At 48.9% G+C, this 18,615-nt stretch carries 14 protein-coding genes; 8 read left to right on the top strand and 6 right to left on the bottom strand.

Features of this window, described 5'->3' with window-relative positions; all coding sequences use genetic code 11:
* Nucleotides 1–36 precede the first annotated feature (36 nt).
* A complete protein-coding gene (locus PMIT1303_RS05460; protein WP_063397846.1) occupies nt 37–480 on the top strand; it encodes a YlqD family protein in 444 nt (147 codons plus the stop codon).
* A 949-nt stretch (nt 481–1,429) separates the two neighbouring features.
* On the top strand, nt 1,430–2,599 hold the full coding sequence (locus tag PMIT1303_RS05465; protein ID WP_197459775.1) for an ABC transporter substrate-binding protein: 1,170 nt from the start codon (nt 1,430–1,432) through the stop codon (nt 2,597–2,599).
* Nucleotides 2,600–2,612: 13 nt separating this feature from the next.
* Here PMIT1303_RS05465 and PMIT1303_RS05470 read toward each other — a convergent pair whose 3' ends face one another.
* Nucleotides 2,613–3,635: a hypothetical protein gene (locus PMIT1303_RS05470; RefSeq protein WP_231901348.1), complete on the bottom strand. Its 1,023-nt coding sequence runs from the start codon at nt 3,633–3,635 to the stop codon at nt 2,613–2,615.
* A gap of 860 nt (nt 3,636–4,495) precedes the next feature.
* The gene (locus PMIT1303_RS05475) at nt 4,496–4,879 is read right to left on the bottom strand and encodes a hypothetical protein (RefSeq protein ID WP_231901349.1); all 384 of its coding nucleotides are present in this window, start codon (nt 4,877–4,879) and stop codon (nt 4,496–4,498) included.
* A 217-nt stretch (nt 4,880–5,096) separates the two neighbouring features.
* Between PMIT1303_RS05475 and PMIT1303_RS05480 the strand changes: the two genes are divergently transcribed.
* Nucleotides 5,097–6,416: a dihydrolipoamide acetyltransferase family protein gene (locus PMIT1303_RS05480; RefSeq protein ID WP_063397849.1), complete on the top strand. Its 1,320-nt coding sequence runs from the start codon at nt 5,097–5,099 to the stop codon at nt 6,414–6,416.
* 69 nt (nt 6,417–6,485) lie between these two features.
* Here PMIT1303_RS05480 and PMIT1303_RS05485 read toward each other — a convergent pair whose 3' ends face one another.
* Nucleotides 6,486–8,486, bottom strand: coding sequence for a hypothetical protein (locus PMIT1303_RS05485; RefSeq protein WP_063397850.1), 2,001 nt, complete (start codon nt 8,484–8,486; stop codon nt 6,486–6,488).
* Between the two features lie 142 nt (nt 8,487–8,628).
* Here PMIT1303_RS05485 and PMIT1303_RS05490 point away from each other — a divergent pair, with 142 nt between their 5' ends.
* From PMIT1303_RS05490 to queA, 5 genes are all read left to right on the top strand, one after another.
* Complete coding sequence (locus tag PMIT1303_RS05490) at nt 8,629–10,476, top strand: APC family permease (protein ID WP_063397851.1); 1,848 nt, start codon at nt 8,629–8,631, stop codon at nt 10,474–10,476.
* Between the two features lie 639 nt (nt 10,477–11,115).
* Nucleotides 11,116–11,346 carry a hypothetical protein gene (locus PMIT1303_RS05495; RefSeq protein ID WP_063397852.1) on the top strand — a complete coding sequence of 77 codons (231 nt, stop codon included), beginning with the start codon at nt 11,116–11,118 and terminating at the stop codon, nt 11,344–11,346.
* A 764-nt stretch (nt 11,347–12,110) separates the two neighbouring features.
* Nucleotides 12,111–12,557, top strand: coding sequence for a hypothetical protein (locus tag PMIT1303_RS13300; protein ID WP_156486912.1), 447 nt, complete (start codon nt 12,111–12,113; stop codon nt 12,555–12,557).
* Between the two features lie 90 nt (nt 12,558–12,647).
* Nucleotides 12,648–13,121, top strand: coding sequence for a hypothetical protein (locus PMIT1303_RS05505; RefSeq protein ID WP_063397854.1), 474 nt, complete (start codon nt 12,648–12,650; stop codon nt 13,119–13,121).
* A gap of 555 nt (nt 13,122–13,676) precedes the next feature.
* Entirely contained in the window at nt 13,677–14,792 is a 1,116-nt protein-coding gene (gene queA, locus PMIT1303_RS05510) for a tRNA preQ1(34) S-adenosylmethionine ribosyltransferase-isomerase QueA (RefSeq protein WP_063397855.1), read from the top strand.
* A 21-nt stretch (nt 14,793–14,813) separates the two neighbouring features.
* Here the strand turns inward: queA and cysK are convergent, their stop codons facing one another.
* From cysK to PMIT1303_RS05525, 3 genes are all read right to left on the bottom strand, one after another.
* Nucleotides 14,814–15,800, bottom strand: a complete 987-nt coding sequence (gene cysK, locus PMIT1303_RS05515) for a cysteine synthase A (protein WP_011129603.1) — start codon at nt 15,798–15,800, stop codon at nt 14,814–14,816.
* Between the two features lie 96 nt (nt 15,801–15,896).
* Nucleotides 15,897–17,366, bottom strand: coding sequence for a PLP-dependent transferase (locus PMIT1303_RS05520; RefSeq protein WP_063397856.1), 1,470 nt, complete (start codon nt 17,364–17,366; stop codon nt 15,897–15,899).
* The gene (locus tag PMIT1303_RS05525; RefSeq protein WP_063397857.1) at nt 17,366–18,532 is read right to left on the bottom strand and encodes a PLP-dependent aspartate aminotransferase family protein; all 1,167 of its coding nucleotides are present in this window, start codon (nt 18,530–18,532) and stop codon (nt 17,366–17,368) included. Before PMIT1303_RS05525 ends, PMIT1303_RS05520 begins: the two co-directional genes overlap by 1 nt.
* Nucleotides 18,533–18,615 lie beyond the last annotated feature (83 nt).

Below are 18,615 nucleotides of genomic sequence, written 5' to 3' on the forward strand. Positions count from 1 at the left end.
ACAGGCTGAGACCCTTAGCCCTTACTCATCACTTTCATGTCCGAAGGCACGACCCTGTCGATTAAGCGCTCGATTACTGTTCGCGCGGTAGTTACACCAGATTGGAAGGAGGAGGCTGAGCGTGAGCTCAGCAACGCCATTGCAACCACCGATCAGCAGTTGGCCCAGTTGGAGCAGGAAGGTCAGCAGGTGGTTGATGAGGTGCGTCGCCAGAGTGCCAATCCCCTCGACCCACGCGTGCAGGAGCAGGTGGCCCAGGTGCAGCAACAGGTGGCTGGCAAGCGCAGTGAGTTGGAGGAACAGAAGCGCAACCTGCTTCAGCAGCAGGCGCAGGTGCGCGAACTAGAGATGGAGCAGATTGTTGAGCAGGGTCAGATTGAAAGCTTTTGTGACCTGAGCGTGGGTGACAACCTGGTGAAGAAGATGCAGGTGTCTGTGGTTGTACGCGACGGTGTTGTGGTGGAGATAGAGGGGGCCTAACCTCCTTTGAGACTGGGCTTAAGTGTTGAAAATAATGTTAGATACAAACTTTGGAGTTAACTAAACCCCCCTTTGCCCTAGGTCATAGGTCTTTGGATTGGATTGGATTGGATTGGATTGGATTGGATTTTGGATACGTCTTGTCTGAATTTTGATGATTTAATGCCTAAGAGCTACTTCAAGGAATTGCCTCTGAATTGTGAGGCGTGTCTTAATTGCTTATGCGCATAGGCAATATATTGATCTAAGGATTAAAAGTCTGATAAAATTATTGATGCCTCCGAGCATGTCTGATGCTAGTTAGATGTTGTTTTTGCTAAGTGTATGTTGATAAACGCGTTGCACTTGACTCTTTGCTGGATTTTAATGCCTTATTTCTTTGGTCAATGCTCGCAACACTATTGGATTTGTTGTGAAAATAAGCTCGTTTTGGTTTATAGAGATTGACAGCTTGCTTGTTCTTGGCAGGGCATATAGAGTCCGCTAATTTTGTTGCTAAGCGAACAACTGTGATGGCGATAAGAGGAGATTAACCAAGAAGATACTTGTCTTCAAGGTTTAAAATAAACAAGCTTGGAAAAGTTTGTAACTATACGGCTAATAACAGGCATATTTGCGACGCAGTTATGTTATTTGGCTTGCAGAATTAAGCATTTTGTACTCCTCGAGCCCAGCAGATGCATGATAGGGGTCTTTTTTGAACGTCCGTATTTTAAATGTACCTTATGATCAAATTCCAAGCTTCCTTTTAGGATAGGTCACTGCCGCTTAAGTATTGGCTTTAGAGGTTCTTTCTTGCTTGTCTTAATCAAGCCTCTTTTCTTAAATAGGAGAGCTTATATTGAGTGGGCTTGGTCTTGCCAGGAAATTGATGCTCCTGAAAAATCGGAAGGCGACTATTCTTTACTTGCTATTTTTATGCTGCGTATTTGCTTCAGTTCCATGGGTGATGAATAGAACAAATAGCCTCGAAGAAGGCCGCAGCTGGCGATTGTCTAGAAAATATCAATTAAAAGAAGACCGTGCATCAGAGATAGACAGCGTCTTAAACGGAGAAGTCTCAAATAGCAATATCCATAAGTTGCTTAGAATGGATCCTACACCTTTGATCTTTGCCCAATCACTTGTTCTTAGTGGCCCTGCCCGTGAGCTGGGCAGGAATTTTATAAAAGGCATTGACCTTTATCTTAAAAAGGTCAATGATCAAGGTGGTATAGATGGTCGCCCGATCATGATATGGAGATTAGACGATGGCTATGAACCAGATAATGCTTATAATAATACTAGTCAATTTATTAGTTATTCGCAACTTCTTGGATTATTTGGTTATATCGGAACACCAACGACAAAAGCTTCACTCCCACTAGCTAAGTCTACTGGAATTGATATTATCTCACCACTCACTGGAGCAAGTGTATTGCGTGGAGGAAATAATGCCTACACAATTCATCATCGCGCTAGTTATGCGGATGAAGCGAAAAGGATTGTTGATTATTTGGTTCATGATGGATTTGTTCGTATAGCAATAGGATATCAAAATGATTCCTATGGCAAAGATGTATTAAATAGTCTTATAGAGGAATTGGCTGACCCTCATATGCTATCGCCAGTGATAAGTGTTCCTCTCGTAAGAAATTCAAAAGATACGGGTAATGCAGCAAAAGAAATTAAAGCTCATAATCCCGATGCTCTTATTGCGATTTCAACTTACCAGACAGTCGCCAGTCTTATCCAAAATCTAAATTCACAAGGAAGCTACCCCCAAGTTATGACAATTTCATTCACAGGTACTAAATCATTAATCAAAGAGTTGCCCCGTCATACTTCATTTGGGATAGGCGTTACACAAGTCGTTCCTTTCCCATGGGACCTTCGCAATCCCATAGTACGAGACTATCAACATGATCTCCGACATGTTGATTCAGATGCTGAATTTGATTTTGTGAGTTTGGAAGGCTATCTGATCGCGAGGAAGCTTGTATCGGCCTTACGAAAAGCTTCACCTGTTATCAATAGATCAAGCCTGAGAGAAGCATTGCTGGAGGAAAATGATGGTCTTATTTCTGGGGGTGTAGAAGTAGACTTGGTATTTCTTGGCACCGATCCATGGCAACCATGATCAACAGCTAGATTTAGTTATTGATGGCGATCCAACAAATCGCCATGGCTATTAATAGCACTAATAGAGAGACTGGAGGCCAGCTTTTTTCTAGTAATGTGAGCCTTTTTGCAATCCTTAGACTAGTCTCCTGGCTTGATTCCTTCATTCTAACTCTGCAATCTTGAGTATATAGAACAAGTGCAAAGCTAAGAAGTGAAGCGATATAGCAGAGTACAAAGATCTGATCTAAGTAAGTTAAATAAGGAAGTTCAGGTAGTCCAGAACGATAACCTTCCTGCATAAAAACAAGAGTTAGTAGCACGGCTAGGGGGATTTCCAGGTTGTATTCTGATTTGACACGAGTAATTAAAATAATTGATGCCATAACAACTAGCAATGGCTGTATTAATTTCCAGAAGGATGACCAGGGTGATTTCCCATAGGTAACATCAAAAATTAATTGGCTATATTCCGCGCTACTTTTGTTGTCACTTCCGAAGCTCGTGGCTAAATGATGACGGTATTCTCCAATTGACCATCCATCTAAATGCCAGCCTATTACATTCGAATATCCTCCGATTCCACTGTCTCTTATGTCAGGGATTAGGCGTAAGCTATCATAAGTAAGCCTTCCGTCTGGGTCGTCAGTCTCAAGTACTATTGGCAAGCTTAGGGCGTCAAAAGGGTAGCGTGAAATATTAAAGTTATCGATATAGAATTCTCCTGTGTAAGCAAAAGTTTGGCCGTAGTTTCCATCTTCAAGTCTTGTCGGACCTGCATCTCCTTTGGGGGCGATATCAGTAATCTCTGGGTTGATATCATTTTTGAATTTGATTATATTTAAGATTGACATATCCTCCGATTCTAAATATTGTTGTAGTGCCTTATTCCAATTCATAAAGATATAGCCCTTGCTTGAGAAGCCCGGAGTTGTTAAATCGATATCATAATTATTAACTACGTATACCCCTGCGTTGATTTGATATTTGGTTTTGGCCAGTAATTCAGCGTCATTAATCACTTCTAAACCACTAAGAGGTTTGCCGCGATTCAAGGATGGTTTTGATAAGTTGAGGATATGTGGAGAACTTGTAAGCCTGAGTACCTCACGAGTGGATACGGCTTGTTCTTCTGAATTTAAAAATAAAGTAACTAATATTGCGGCAACGAGGAAGCCTGAGATGAGAACTGAGTTCCAGCTGTATTTGTTCTCCCATAAGCGAAGTGTCCAGGGGTGTCTTCTGGTTAAGTGGCGAATCAGTCTTATCAGCATTTAAGCTTTCGCAAGAATGACCAATTGTTTTTGAGCTTAGCAAGCTAGACTCTTACGATGCTCACCTTTACACTCTAGCATTTCTATAATGCTGTGCATTGACGACTTTTTTTATTTCCAATCTAACTGCACAAACAGGTCTTAGAGCTTTTGGAAATATAACGAGTAGCATGAAAAGTAGATTTATGACAGCTCTCATGTGACCACCAATTGAACATCTGATTGCATGGCTTCTTTGTGATTGGCTTGAGATGATGATTGTTAGATTTGATTTGCTTTTCAACTGAGAGCAAGCTTGCTTAGTAGTGGACTCTCGGGCATTTTTAAATACCTTTCAATCAATAGGTAGTTCTTAGTTTATAGATGTATTCTTTCATGTACGGCTTTTTTGATTGTTGGATATCTCCAGCAGGCCAACTCATGCAGTACACCTTCGGTGATTAAGGAACACAATTCTCTTCATTTACTTCATGGCACTCATGGGAATTTGACTGAAATTTTCAGCAATGGCTTGTTTGTTCTGTAACATCTATTTGATTGGTCTTTGGATTGTTCGTTTAATCGATAAACATTTTGATCCCCAGTGTTGGCGCTTAAGCATTAATATAATGCTAGGAATCCCTTCAGCCTTTCTGAATAAGTCAGCTTTTGGAGAATAATGTGTTCATACTTGGATAGCTTTTTGAGTATTTGCCTATCCCCAATACTCGTTCACAATCCATGATTCTGTCGAATGCATCACCGATAGCGTAATCAGTTTTCTCGCCCTGCTCTTCCAGTTTCTTGATTTTTTTCTCTAGTTCAAGTAGAGGGTTTTGCGCCTTGATGCTTTCAGTTGTGCCATGACTTTTGGCTTCAGGCTCTAAGACAGCATGATTAAAAAGGATCGATCCATCTGATTGCAGATATAACGTTGCCAATTGTTCCAGTACCTTTGTGTATTTCTCACCCTTTTGCTTACAGCGTGATCTGAAGGCATTCAGCAAATCGGGATGAAAGTTTGCCGAGAATTGTCCTGCTCTCACGATCGACTGACTATGTATGGGCAAATTTAACAGGCTTGCCTATACATAGCGGCTCTTTTGTATAGGCGTGGCTGCCGCGAGGGATTCTTCGCCTTAAAATTTTGATTGATCAACCTCAGCCAACTCCTGATATTTGCTTTAGGAACGTTGCAACGAGGTTTGAAAACCCCTCAAAATTCAAGTCGAGGACAGGACTATCGCAACTCACGACATTTTCATGCCTGCTCTGAGCTCAACGATGACGGAGGGCAAGATCATTGAGTGGCTTAAGCAACCTGGCGACAAGGTTGGGCGTGGTGAGTCGGTGCTTGTGGTGGAGTCAGATAAAGCGGATATGGATGTTGAGTCATTTCAAGATGGCTACTTGGCCGCGGTCTTGATGCCTGCTGGTCGTTCGGCTCCAGTGGGCGAAACGATTGGTTTGATCGTTGAAAGTGAGGCCGAAATCGCGGCTGTTCAGGCCAATGCTCCTGCTGCGCCAGCGTCTGATCCTGCCCCTCTCAAGACTGCTGCAAAAGTTGTCGATGACCCTGCCCCAGCATCTACTCCAGCGCCCGTCGTGGAGAGTCCCCCTGTTGCTGCGCCGCCGCCTGTTGCCAGCCAAGCAGTAGACAGTGACAAACGCATCGTTGCTTCACCGCGGGCTAAAAAACTTGCGGCGCAGATGGGTGTTGATCTTGCCAAGTTGAGGGGTAGCGGACCCCATGGCCGTATCCAGGCTGAAGACGTGCAGCTGGCTGCAGGTCAGCCGATCAGTGTGCCTCAGGTTGCTGAAGGAAACGCTTCTTTCGCAACGACGCATGCAACTTCTGCAGGCGTTGCTCACGCAGTGTCATCTCCTGCAGGTCAGAGCTTTGGGGCCCCGGGAGAAACCGCAGCCTTCAACAACCTTCAACAAGCGGTCAACCGCAATATGGAGGCCAGTTTGGCCTTCCCTTGCTTCAGGGTTGGCTACACGATCACGACTGATCAGCTGGATGCTTTTTACAAACAGGTGAAGCCTAAGGGTGTCACGATGACAGCCCTTCTGGCCAAAGCCGTGGCCTTGACGCTGGTGCGTCATCCCCAGGTGAATGCTGCCTACAGCACTGCTGGGATGGTGTATCCAGAGCAGGTGAATGTTGCTATTGCAGTGGCGATGAACGATGGCGGTCTGATTACACCGGTTTTGCAGAATGCTGATCGCACTGATCTCTATGAAATGTCTCGGCAGTGGGCCGATCTTGTGAAGCGTTCACGCAGCAAGCAGCTGCAACCCGAGGAATACAGCACTGGTACTTTCACACTCTCCAATCTGGGCATGTTTGGTGTGGATCGCTTTGATGCAATCTTGCCCCCTGGCACTGGCGCAATTTTGGCGGTAGCGGCATCGCGGCCTTCTGTGGTGGCAGGAAAGGATGGCTCGATTGCGGTCAAGCGCCAGATGCAGGTGAACCTCACTGCCGACCATCGCGTGATTTATGGCGCCGATGGGGCGGCCTTCCTTAAGGATCTGGCAGGGCTGATTGAGACGCGGGTAGAGAGTTTGGCGCTCTAAACAGGATTCAGATCCAGGTTTGACAATCTTTTGCCGCTCGCCAAAAAGTGATAGCGAGCGGCCTTGATTTCATTCAGGACGCCTAACCACACCAAGTAGAGGGTTCTTGACTGGACCGGCGACTCCGTAGGTCACCACGAATCCTTGACCACCAGCAAACGTCGACGTTCGACCTAAATAGCTCTTGTTGATGACGGCGTTTTCGTCGTACCAGTTGTTCGCACTCCAGATATTGCCGGCATCATCGACAATTACATCGGTGTTCATTTGAATAACACCACTCTGATAATCATGAATCACATCTCCTGTCGTTTTCCCTTCAGGGCAATTAGATGTATTGGTTCCACAGATATGCATCAAACTGCTACCAAAAAGATTTGCAACCCATACATTGTCATTGCCATCGATGCTTACGCCCCAGGGAATATAGACATCTCCTTTTGCAATGTCTGATTTAATCATCTTCAAATCAGGTGAGATCAGTGCAACCATTCCAGAGCTTGTTTGCTGCGGATTTGCTTTTGCATATTCAAGCCCTTGCATGAATTCCTGCATGATTGTTGTTGGGCGTGGAGGCGCCTTGCTAACCCCAGGAGGTAAAACTAGCGTTGCTGAATCAGTCTGCTGGGCGACCCAAGCATTGCCTTTGGAATCGATTGCCACACCTCTTGCTCCTAAAGCGATATCAATTGTTTTCACTGCCTCAGGGTTTTCTCCAGGGAAGATGGTGAGTTTATTGTTGTAGCTGCTGGTTACCCAGACTCTATTTTGCTGGTCAACAGCAATACCGAAAGGAGCTTGTAATCCTTTGATTGTTAATCGCTCGCCATTCTTATAGTCACCATCGGGGAAACGAATCATGTGATCCTTGGTGTTATCTGCAATCCACACATCTCCATTCGCGGCGGTTGTTACTGCTTGCAGTTGGCCGATCTCGCCATCAACAGTCGCCGGTCCAAGTGGTTTGCCATCTTCAAGATCAAAGACCCCGATCTTGTTGTTAAAAGTGCCTACCCAGGCATAATTTTTCGAGACTCCTGTTCCCCAGCCCACGCCATTCAGCCCTTGTTCGTTATATCCCTGAGGTGATGGGGAGAGCGCTTCTCCGCTGGCGTTGAACCTTGTGAGCCCTCCTCCAATGGAGTTGATGACACCAGATTGGGAACCAGGCATCCAGTTGGCACCACTCCACATATTGGCGTTGTCGTCAAACATCATTTTCCCGAGTGCCATTGCGCCGCCACCCTCTAGACGGATCGAGAGTGAAAAACTCTCCGGTTCAAATAACAGGTAGGGAAGGGTTGCGCCTTCTCGAATTTGTGCTGCTTTGTTGAGTGGATATTGTTGAGTGAACAGTTTGTAGAGCTCACTGGCTTTTGCCCACGGCTGTTTGGCGATAGAAATCAGTGCGTTGAGGCTGTTATCTGAATTGGTTAGATTGAGGAACTGATTACAGCCATCGGCTGTATTGCTATTGCCACAAAGGGCCAATAGGTTGGAAAGGACGTTGAGACGAACCATCGTCTCGGAGTTGGGTAGGTTTAAGCCATTCAGAAGTGTTTCGCCATATTTGCCAGTGCTTGTATTGACTAGGTGGCTTACATGTCCCGAACCAATGGCTAAAGCTGTTTTGCTACCAATGATTTTATTTTCGTTGATAAGTTGAGCATTGGGCCACACTGATCCCACGGATGTCAGTTCGTTGATGACGACAGACTTGTTGGAATTGGAGTCAAGAACAGTGAGCATTTTCAAGTTGCCAGCATCTTGCCCATCGACACTTCCTCCTTCGGAAATTAAATAAGTGACCTTATCCTTATTGCGGGGTATGGACAATTTGAACGCCCCATCTTTAGAGGTTTTGGTCTCAACGATTTTCTTCGCTCCATCCTTGGCGGAAGACTGCCAGAGCAAAACCTTGGCTTCACTGACGGGCTTTCCTGATACGGAAACTCTCCCTGAGAAGCTTGACGCATTACCCGTGATTCTGGAGACATCGCAGGAGGCAAGCAAGACCGACAGCGAGCCCAGCAATGCACCTCCAAGGATGGGAAAGGAAATGGGTTTCATCGCTTCAGACCGTTCTGTTGGTTCTTCTAGTTGTAGTACGTAAGTAGTGCAAGCTCTTCAGGTCTCGGTGTTACGTCATAGACCTGTGAAAGTGCCGTTTGCTTCCTTTTGTGCATCCTGAAGAAAACGATTCCAAGACGACTTGAGCTTTTTCCAGAAACTTCTTGGGCATCCACTCCTCCGCAATAAGGTTGACGATGAGCGGCTGCCCAGTGTTCAGGCTCTGCCGATCCTCTCGTCGGACGCCTTGTCGTCAGTGGCTTATGCCACTGAAGCTGCACTTGGTGTTCTGATTCTTGGCGGCAGCGGTGCCCTTGGCCTTTCTGTGCCGATCACCCTGGCGATTATTGCTCTGGTTGCCATCGTTGTGCTCTCCTACCGCCAGGCGATTGAGGCTTATCCGAAAGGGGGCGGCTCCTACGTCGTGGCACGCGACAACCTTGGCCGCAACGTTGGTTTGATCGCAGCTGCGGCATTGCTGATCGATTACACCCTTACCGCGGGGGTGAGCCTGATGGCAGGCACTCAGGCTCTCTCCTCCTTAGTGCCATCGATGCTCGATCACGAGGTCTCGCTTGCATTGCTTTTGTTGGCGTTGATCGGCTGGGCCAATCTGCGCGGCCTCAAAGAGACCGGACGTCTTTTTTCTTTGCCCACCTATGCCTTTGTGGCGATGGTGGCTTTGTTGATCCTTGCCGGTTTGAAGGATCTGATTTTTGAGCATGGCTTCGTGCCGGATATGCCTCCAGCTGTTCAAGCCGTTCAGCCGTTGGGGTGGTTTTTGATCCTGCGGGCCTTCAGTTCAGGTTGTTCAGCGATGACTGGTATTGAGTCCATTGCCAATGGCGTGAAGGTTTTTCAGGAACCTGCGGTGGTCAATGCCAGACGCACGTTGTTGGTGATGGGTGTGTTGCTAGCCGCCATGTTTTTGGCGGTTAGTGGACTGGGTTACATGTATGGCATCGCTCCGAATGATCGGGTCACTGTGTTGGCTCAAATCGGTTCGCGGGCTTTTGGTTCGGGCAGTGTTCTGCTTTGGGCTCTGCAGCTTTCCACGCTCTTGATCCTTGTTTTGGCGGCCAACACCGCCTTTGCAGGTTTCCCTCGTTTAGCGGCGATGTTGGCAGAAGATCATTGCCTGCCAAGGCAGTTGAGCTGGATTGGTGATCGCTTGGTCTACCAGAACGGTATTGGCGTTCTTTTGCTGGTCACGGCGCTGATCATCGTGATCTGCAAAGGCGATACCACTGTTGCCGTGAACCTTTATGCCCTGGGGGTCTTCACTGCCTTCACCCTGTCTCAGCTGGGATTGGTTCGTCGTTGGTGGCGGTTGCGGGGGAATGGTTGGCAGGGTCGACTGTTGATGAATGCTCTTGGTGCAGTCACCACTTTTGTGGTGCTTGTGGTGATCGTGGTGAGCAAATTCCAGGAGGGTGCCTGGACTGTGGTGATTGCCATCCCTGCATTGGTATGGGGTCTGGCGCAGATTCGACGCCGCTATCGAAAGGCTTATGCATCGCTCGCTTTGGAGCCTGACTTTGGCCCATTGCAGGTGGAGCCTCGCCAACCTCCTTTGGGTAATCATTGCATCGTTTGGATCCCGGGTTTGTGGCGTGCCTCCATGGAAGCGTTGCGTTATGGATGTTCCATTGCTGATTCCGTGACGGCTGTCTTTGTGCTCGGCGACGATGATGATCCAGACGCAATTCGTACCGCCTGGGACAGACTTGTTGGCGATCATCCGGGTGAACTCGAGCTCCGCCTTTTGGAGAGTCGCTTTAGTTCGGTGATTGATCCTTTTTGTGATTATGTCGTGGAGCAGGAAGAGCTTCATCCGGAGCGCACGACCACTGTGGTAATGGCTCTGGTGATCACTCGCGATTGGCTGGATCAGACGCTTCTCAATCAGCGGGCTGTCTATTTGTTTAAGGCCCTGTCTGGCGACTACAGCCGAGTCTTTTGCGTGGTTCGTTATTACCTGGCGGGATAGTTGATCAGTAACGTCGTATGGGTTGACAACCTTTCTACACACACTTTGGCCTTTCAGCTTTAGAGAGGCAGTAAAGGGGCTTTTGGGAAAACATCCTCGCATTGCTGTTATCTATTCACTCCCGCAGTAGGCCTGAGGCTCAAATGAAGGCACCACAATTGCATGTGTCATCCATGGATCATGAGAAAGGAACTAGAGGTTGGATGGGCGACTGAGGTTTTCTAAATGTCAGACTAGAGTTGAAGTAGAGCAACAAACTCAAGTAAGCATTAAAGATCTCCCATTCCACCCATTACACATCTCCCTTGCGTACAAATCTTCTTAACCCATCCCTCTTTTGTGCAACTGAATAGCTCATTGGTTGATGTGCCTCTCTTAAGAGCTTCATTCCTGCAGAAATAAGTTCCCTTTGGAGTTTGCATGACTTCATCACTTATCCGTTGCCACTTGCCAAGATTCTTATAGGGTTCCTTTTCGCAATCTTCTGGAAATCTTGACATGCAGGGATCAAAGACATAGCCATCCTTGTCAACATAAACCCCAGTATCCCCAGGACTCCATGGAGAGTAAGAATCATAGTCATTGGTGATACCCTTGATTGTCTGTGATTTAATTGATTGAGGGAAGGATGTCGCGAGAATGAAAAGGAAGCAAGCAGTGAAGAAATTCATGTCTCTGGTCATTTTTAATTGTCTGCTATTAAAGAATAATGGATTAGCAGGAGCAATTGCTCAGGCGTTGCAATTGATTCTCATTGAAGTAATTCTCACTTTTGTCGATATGTTTCTTGCTGCCTTCAACGAAAAGGCAGATGGATTTCTATTTAGAGAAAGGCTCTGCAATCTTGCATGGGCTTCTAGAAGTGTTTAGGTTGGCCTTAGTGATCCTTTGCTCAGAGACCTCTTGATCAACGGCAGAGGGATCGCTGTCGCGGCTTCTTTAATCAGTTGGGAGTCAATCAACTCCAAGACGTTTCTATTTCGATTGAGTAGGCGAAGAGGCTTTTGCTCATTGCTTTGTTCTTGGCAGTTTTGTAAATATCTTATTCATTGTTTTTGGTCTGTTAAGAGTGACAATTAGCGAATTGATCTTGATATTGGATCAACACCTTCATTTCTCAACTCCCCAATGAAGACATTTCTCATATGCCTGAACCCAAGTGCAACTAATGCAGACCCCCTCGGTGACCTTACCCATACGGTCTCGGCATTGGATTTTGGAATGAGGGACCTTTTGATCTGCCCATTTGCGACAACGCAACTCATTTGATGGGGTTTCTGGTTCTGCCATGAGAGGTGAACCGACCAGAAGCATTACTAGTAGTGGTATGTGTCTCACGCTTTCATCTGCTACTGAAGGATCGGTTGATTCATTGGGATTGTCATTCTCATAAGGGTATGGCTTCTGGGCCCATTTTCTTGATGCCTTATATCTAACGACTCGGTATACAAGCAGAAACAGTATTCCTACTCATGCCCCTGTCAATCTCCCTCGTTAGACCTCAATCAGGAGTCCGAGGACGTAGAAACCCTGAAAACCTGTCCTGGATTTGAGGGCATCCAACGCGGGTGCCCTTCTTAATGCCTTGAAGGTGCTGCCCTAATGGTGGATCTGACTGCGATACCTAGTCTGTGATGTCAGTGGAGCAACCTTTGATGACTCAAAGTCGTAATGGTGCTATCGCATTATTCTTGGTAGCACTTGGACTACTACTAATTTCATGCAGTGATTTGCTTGCAAGGGGTGATGGTGAAGCATCTTTCAAGGATGCAAATTTAAAATCACTTGAGGTATATACATTTAGGAGACCCCCATTCTCTGACTCTGGTACATATGATTCAAGTGGAAGATACTTTGAGTTTACAAATGCTCGTGGTGCCATATGCACTTTTCGTCTTGAGAGTGGGTGCTATCTAGATACTGGAATTAAGGTAAAGAACATTTCTCCTGGAATTATCAAGGTCGGGGATCGATATGCATGCGCTCATTCCATTATCCCAAATATGATTAATGTGCAGGGATACAGTTATGGTTATGGTGTATGCACTCATGAAGGATGGGTTCCAGAAATAGATCCCTGAATTAAATCTCTTAAGACTTCAAGTCAAGGACTTTCGCCGCCAGGTCTCATAAGATCTGCTGACCACTCTGAAATCAGAAGCGTTCAACTGATGTCTCGCCGAAATATTGCCCTTGCTGCTGTTCTATCTCTGCTGCCACTAGGGCAGCCATTGCTACAGGGATCGCTTGCTACGGTAATGGCGGTAGATGTTGTGTTTTCAGCCCAGGCAGCACATGCTCAAAGTGTTGATGATTATCTTAAGCGCGGCAATACCAAGAGTGATCTAAAAGATTGCCAAGGAGCAATTGCTGATTATAACAAGGAAATAGAGATTAATCAGCAGTATGTCAATGCCTACACTAAGCGTGGACTTGCCAAACATGAAATATTTCTGCTTCGGCAAAATCCAAGCCTTGAAAGTTTTTTAGATACACGTAATGGCTTGAATATGGCACTTGAAATTGATCCTTTTAATTCCCATTCCTATACAACCTTTTTAACCCTGTATTGCCGCCCACAGTTGTATTACCTATCAATAGTGAGCGTAGATGGGAAAGAGTCGAGTGCACAGTATTCAACTTGACGGTTTGTTTCTACAAGCGATCTGATGCAAGAGATGACAAGATATTGTTTCTTCTAAGAGTGATAGGTAGAGATCAGTTCCATCAAGATCATGATTTTGAATTGATATTCAGATGTAATCCTCCAGGAATAGTTGAATACACCCATGAATTGCATCTTGGGTCATACAGGTTTTTACTTAATCGCAACAGAAGCAGGCTTTTGCATGATTTTTGTGAGAGAAAGCTTCGAGCTTTAAATCAATAGTTTTGGCCCTATTCACTTTAATCTGAACAGAATCAAGTGCATGGTGCCGCAATGTGCGATGAGGATGATGCTGAGCGCCCTCAGCAGAGAAGATTGAAAACCTGTAGTGATTTCCAGGAGATTTGCTTTGGTTTGCTCTGACCTCTTTTGTAAGGGCTGCTGAACTGACGCTCTGCTCTGGTGGATGCTCTTCCCTGCTAGAGCATTAAAATGGATATGAATGACCAGCGGACCAAAAAATTGGTGGTTTGTGAACCCAGAACTTTTTGAACGGTTTTTTGAACGTCACTCATAAAGCAAGACTTCACGAATGGTTCTAGACCCAAGAGATTCTCTGCTCAGTTCTTATGACTATCCGCTTGCTCCTGAGCGCATAGCTCAGCTGCCGGTGGAGCCAAGGCATGCGGCGCGGCTTTTGATTGTGCAGCCATTGGGGATGAAGCCTCCCATCGCTCGACATGCCGAGGTTTGGGATTGGCAGGATGAATTGCGCGCTGGTGATCTGCTTGTCATCAATGACACTCGCGTTCTTAAGGCTCGGCTGCGGGTGCGGCGATCAGCTGGTGGATTGGCTGAGTTGTTGGTGCTTGAGCCGCGTGGTGAGGGTCGCTGGCTGTGTTTGGGCCGGCCTGCTAAACGTTTGCGCCCAGGTGATCAGCTTTGGCTCGAGGCTCTAGGAGAGGAGTCCATTGCTTTGCAGGTGATTAGCAAAGACAGCGCTAGTGGCGGACGGGTTGTGCAGTTCCCGAGCCATTACGCCAATGCCGAGCAGCTTGAGTTGCTGCTTGAGCGCTACGGCGAAGTGCCATTGCCGCCTTATATCCAACGTCATGATCCAAGTGATAGCGAGCGTTATCAGACCCGTTATGCATCTCGCCCCGGCGCCGTTGCGGCGCCAACGGCGGGGCTTCATCTCAGTGATGAGTTATTGGAGGCTCTCAAGCAGCGGGGAGTGATGCTGACCAGTGTCACCTTGCATGTGGGCTTAGGCACCTTTCGACCTGTTGAAACTGAGGATCTGAGGCATTTGCAGCTTCACAGCGAGTGGGTGGAGGTGCGCGACGAAGTTGTTGAGGCGGTGATGGCTTGTCGCGCACGAGCAGGCCGGGTGATTGCTGTGGGAACCACCAGTGTCAGGGCCCTTGAAGGTGCTGCTTTGGCAGGTGGCGGATTCCTGCAGTCGTTTTGTGGATCAGTGGATTTGGTGATTCAGCCGGGTTACCGCTTTGCCGTGGTGGATGGACTGCTCACCAACTTCCATTTGCCCAAAAGCTCTCTATTGCTTTTGGTGAGTGCCATGGTTGGTCGTGAACGACTGCTGGCGCTCTATGCCGAGGCCATTGAGCACCAATATCGCTTTTTCTCTTATGGCGATGCGATGTGGATTGATCCAGGGGCGGTGTTGCCAGCGGCCCGCCCCTCTTGATTAGTTCTAGCTGGATGCGATTTAGGCAGCTACAGGGGCCTGAATGATGCCTGTGGGCACACTCTCAAACATCACTGAGGAGAGATAACGCTCGGCCATGTCTGGCAGCACTACCACGATGGTTTTGCCCGCAAATTCGGGTTGTTCTGCCAGACGAATAGCCGCTGCAACTGCCGCACCACTGGAGATGCCCACCAGTAGACCTTCTTCATTTGCCAAGCGCAGGGCCATGGCGATGGATTCATCATTGCTGACCTGCTCCACACGATCCACTAAAGAAAGATCGAGGTTTTTGGGAATGAAGCCGGCTCCAATGCCCTGGATTTTGTGAGGACCAGGTTTGACCTCTTCCCCGTTGAGGGTTTGGCTGATGACCGGGCTATGGGTTGGTTCGACGGCTACAGAAATGATGGCTTTGCCTTTCTCCTGCTTGATGTAACGGGAGACACCTGTGATCGTGCCGCCGGTGCCTACGCCAGACACGAGCACATCAATGGCGCCATCACAGTCGTTCCAGATTTCTGGACCGGTTGTTTTGCTGTGGATGTCGGGATTGGCCGGATTCTCAAACTGACCGGGCATGAAGTATTTCTGGGGATCGCTTTCGGCGATCTCTTTTGCCTTGGCAATGGCGCCTGGCATTCCCTTGGCGGCTTCTGTGAGAATGAGTTCTGCACCAAGCACTGCCATCACCCGCCGCCGTTCTAGCGACATTGATTCGGGCATGGTGAGGATCAGTTTGTAGCCGCGGGCTGCTGCTGTGTAGGCCAGAGCGATGCCGGTGTTACCAGAGGTGGGCTCAATGATCGTGCGCTCTTTGCTCAGTAAACCGCGCTTTTCGGCATCCCAGATCATGTTGGCGCCAATGCGGCATTTCACGCTGTAGGCGGGATTGCGGCCTTCAATCTTTGCGAGAACAGTTGCCTTGGCGTTTTTGCTGACGGCGTGCAGTTTGACCAGTGGAGTGTTGCCGATTGCCTGGCTGTTGTCTTCGTAAATGCGGGACATGCGTGCATATGAATCGACCACATCATTAGCTGGAATTTGGCTCTATTGGTGAGGACGATGATCTGTTGTGACGACCATGTGATGGGTTGCTTACGGTTAGGCCTTGAAGGCCATCTCAAAGCGGCGCCAAAGATTATCGGGATCTTCAAGCCCTACGGATACGCGCAGCAGATGGCTGGGTACTCCACAGGATTCTGCCCAGCTCAGTTCGTTGTAATGGGCGAGCAGTACATAAGGGCACACCAGCGTGAAGCTTGTGCCGAGGCTTGGACCTTTGCAGACCTGCAGGGCGTCATACACCCGCTTGGCTTGCTCTATCCCCCCCCATAGCTCAAACGAGAGCAGGCAGCCGTGGCCGGCGCCAGGGCGCATCAGGGCTTGGAAGTTGGCGCATTGGCCTGGATGGTGGACGCGAGTAACGGCAGGATGGCTTGCCAGTTTGCCTGCCAAATATTGACAGGCGTTGTTGAGCTGCGGCAGCCGCTGGGCCACATCTCGGCTGGCTTGTTCTAGGGCGATGGCATCAGCATCCCCGAGGGGAGCAAGGGCAGTCGAGAGCTCTCCGGACAGCTCCTCTCGCCAGCGGGAGTTGGGGCTTACGACGAGAGAACCCGCCAGGATGTCACCACGGCCGGCGAAGCTTTTGGTGAGGGAGCTAAACACCAGGTCTGCATGGGGCAGGGCATCAAGATTGAGTGGTGAGCCGATGGTGTCATCAGCGATCACGGGGATACCACGAGCCTGTGCTAGGCGGGCTACCGCTGGCAGGTCGACACACTGCAGCATGGGGTTGCTGGGTAGCTCAACGATCACAGCGGCTGGTTGTCTGCGATCGAACTCCAGGGCCAATCGGTTCAGCTCTGTTGTCAGTAGAAGGTCGCAACCTTCAAACACCACCTCAGGCAGCTTGAGCACATCCACATAGGGGAAGCCAAGCTGCAAGCAGGGTTTGCCTGGGCGTAGAGCCGTAATCGCTTGCAGGGCTTTGGTGAGAGCAGCCATCCCGGAGGGATGCAGCTGCACGAGCTCTGGGTCGCAGCCATAGATCTCTGCGAGTCGTCGTCTTAGCAACGTCTGGGCGTCCGCGCTGGCTTGCAGTGAGGGGAATGGTTCGTGCCCAAGTGCGCTAGCAGCCTGACGTGAGGATGCACCAAGGCCGCTGTGTTGCCAGAAGGCCTTGGCAGCGCTGCAGCCTTTTGCGTCGGTGAGCAAACATGGCAGGCCCAGTATGGTTTTGATGGTTGTTTTTGCCATCGGCTCACTGCGCTGGCAATGAAACCTGGCTCGTTCAGCGGCTGCAGCAGTGGGATAGGGCCAGGCACTGCCATCTGCACAGCCATGCTCTTCTCGTGCTTTTTGGGCGATCTCTGCTACCAGTGGATGGAAGCCGAAGCGGGGGTAGATGGCCTGTAGGGCCTTGAGACAAGCAGGGTCTTTCTCCTCATAGGCGACCACGTCTTGCCAGCGGGGTAGGGCTACCGAAACAGCATGGGGACTATCTGGTAGAGCTTTGCCGAGGTCATCAGCGTGCCAGCAGGGATCCTGCAGTAGGTCGCGTGGGCTCACTACAGCTGTTTGAGGGCCTGATTTAAGTCGGCGCTGAGATCAGCGAGGTCTTCGCAGCCCACGGAGAAGCGCACCAGACCATCATCGATGCCAAGTTTTCGCTTGACATCTGGATCGACTGAGGCATGGGTCATGGTGGCGGGATGACAAACGAGGCTTTCAACACCGCCCAGGCTTTCGGCCATGGTGAAATAGCTCAGGCTTTTGCAGAAGGCGTAAGTCTGGCTTTGGTCAGCGTTGAGACTGGCCGTGACAATTGCACCACCACCACTCATCTGCTTGCGGGCTACAGCCTGCTGGGGGTGGTCTGAACGGAATGGATAGCGCACCCAGTGCATGCGCGGATGGCTGGCCAGTTGATCGGCGATGGCGGCAGCATTAGCGATTTGGCGTTCGAGCCTGAGTGGCAGGGTTTTGATGCCGCGAGTAATCAACCAGGCGTCAAATGGGGAGGGTTGTAATCCCAAGGCCTTTTGTGCGAACACCATCTTTTGCTGCCAGTGCGGGTCGTCGCTGCAGACCACACCGCCAAGGGCATCGGAATGGCCGTTGATGTATTTGGTGGTGCTGGTCAGTGAGAGGGTGGCGCCTAGCTGCAGTGGTCGTTGTAGTAGGGCTGTGGCAAACGTGTTGTCGACGACGACTGGGATTTTTTCTGCTGCAGCGGCATCACACACGGCTGCTAGATCGATCACTTTGAGCAGGGGATTGGTTGGACTTTCCAGCCAGATCATTGCGGGTTTTTGAACTGCAATGGCATCAAGAGCTGATGGATTGGTGAAATCCAGCCAGGCTGTTTGTACACCAAAACGACTAAAAACCTGCTCGAATAAGCGCACGGTGCAGCCGTAAAGATTTTCCTCACAGAGCACCAGATCTCCGGCTTGCAGTGTTGAGGCGATGGCTGTGATGGCGCTCACCCCTGAAGCGAAGACAGTGGCGAATTGACAGCTTTCCACGGCTGCCAACACTGATTCGAGGATGCGGAAATTGGGATTGCCTGAACGGGTGTAGTCGAAGCCTTGAGGATTGCCGTGGGCAAAGGTTGAACTGGTAAAGATCGGTGGCATCACGGCGCCGGTCTCTGCTGCAAAGCTCTCGCCGTGGTGGATGGCGCGGGTACTGATCCCTGCAACCTGCTGTTGATCGCTTTGAGCTGGGGCCACGATCTAGAGAGGGCTTTGTGCAGGGTAGGCAACAGCAACAAAAAACCCCTGCAAAGCAGGGGCCTGTTGAAGAACGCTTGGCT

Source organism: Prochlorococcus sp. MIT 1303 (genome assembly GCF_001631965.1).
GTDB classification, from domain to species: domain Bacteria; phylum Cyanobacteriota; class Cyanobacteriia; order PCC-6307; family Cyanobiaceae; genus Prochlorococcus; species Prochlorococcus marinus_D.

Excerpts from the sequence above, each read along its gene's own strand:
- queA (WP_063397855.1), top strand. The coding sequence starts at position 13,677 with ATGGTTCTAGACCCAAGAGATTCTCTGCTCAGTTCTTATGACTATCCG.
- PMIT1303_RS05480 (WP_063397849.1), top strand. The coding sequence starts at position 5,097 with ATGCCTGCTCTGAGCTCAACGATGACGGAGGGCAAGATCATTGAGTGG.
- cysK (WP_011129603.1), bottom strand. The coding sequence starts at position 15,800 with ATGTCCCGCATTTACGAAGACAACAGCCAGGCAATCGGCAACACTCCA.
- PMIT1303_RS05460 (WP_063397846.1), top strand. The coding sequence starts at position 37 with ATGTCCGAAGGCACGACCCTGTCGATTAAGCGCTCGATTACTGTTCGC.
- PMIT1303_RS05465 (WP_197459775.1), top strand. The coding sequence starts at position 1,430 with ATGAATAGAACAAATAGCCTCGAAGAAGGCCGCAGCTGGCGATTGTCT.
- PMIT1303_RS05495 (WP_063397852.1), top strand. The coding sequence starts at position 11,116 with ATGAAAAGGAAGCAAGCAGTGAAGAAATTCATGTCTCTGGTCATTTTT.
- PMIT1303_RS05505 (WP_063397854.1), top strand. The coding sequence starts at position 12,648 with ATGTCTCGCCGAAATATTGCCCTTGCTGCTGTTCTATCTCTGCTGCCA.
- PMIT1303_RS05485 (WP_063397850.1), bottom strand. The coding sequence starts at position 8,486 with ATGAAACCCATTTCCTTTCCCATCCTTGGAGGTGCATTGCTGGGCTCG.
- PMIT1303_RS13300 (WP_156486912.1), top strand. The coding sequence starts at position 12,111 with ATGTCAGTGGAGCAACCTTTGATGACTCAAAGTCGTAATGGTGCTATC.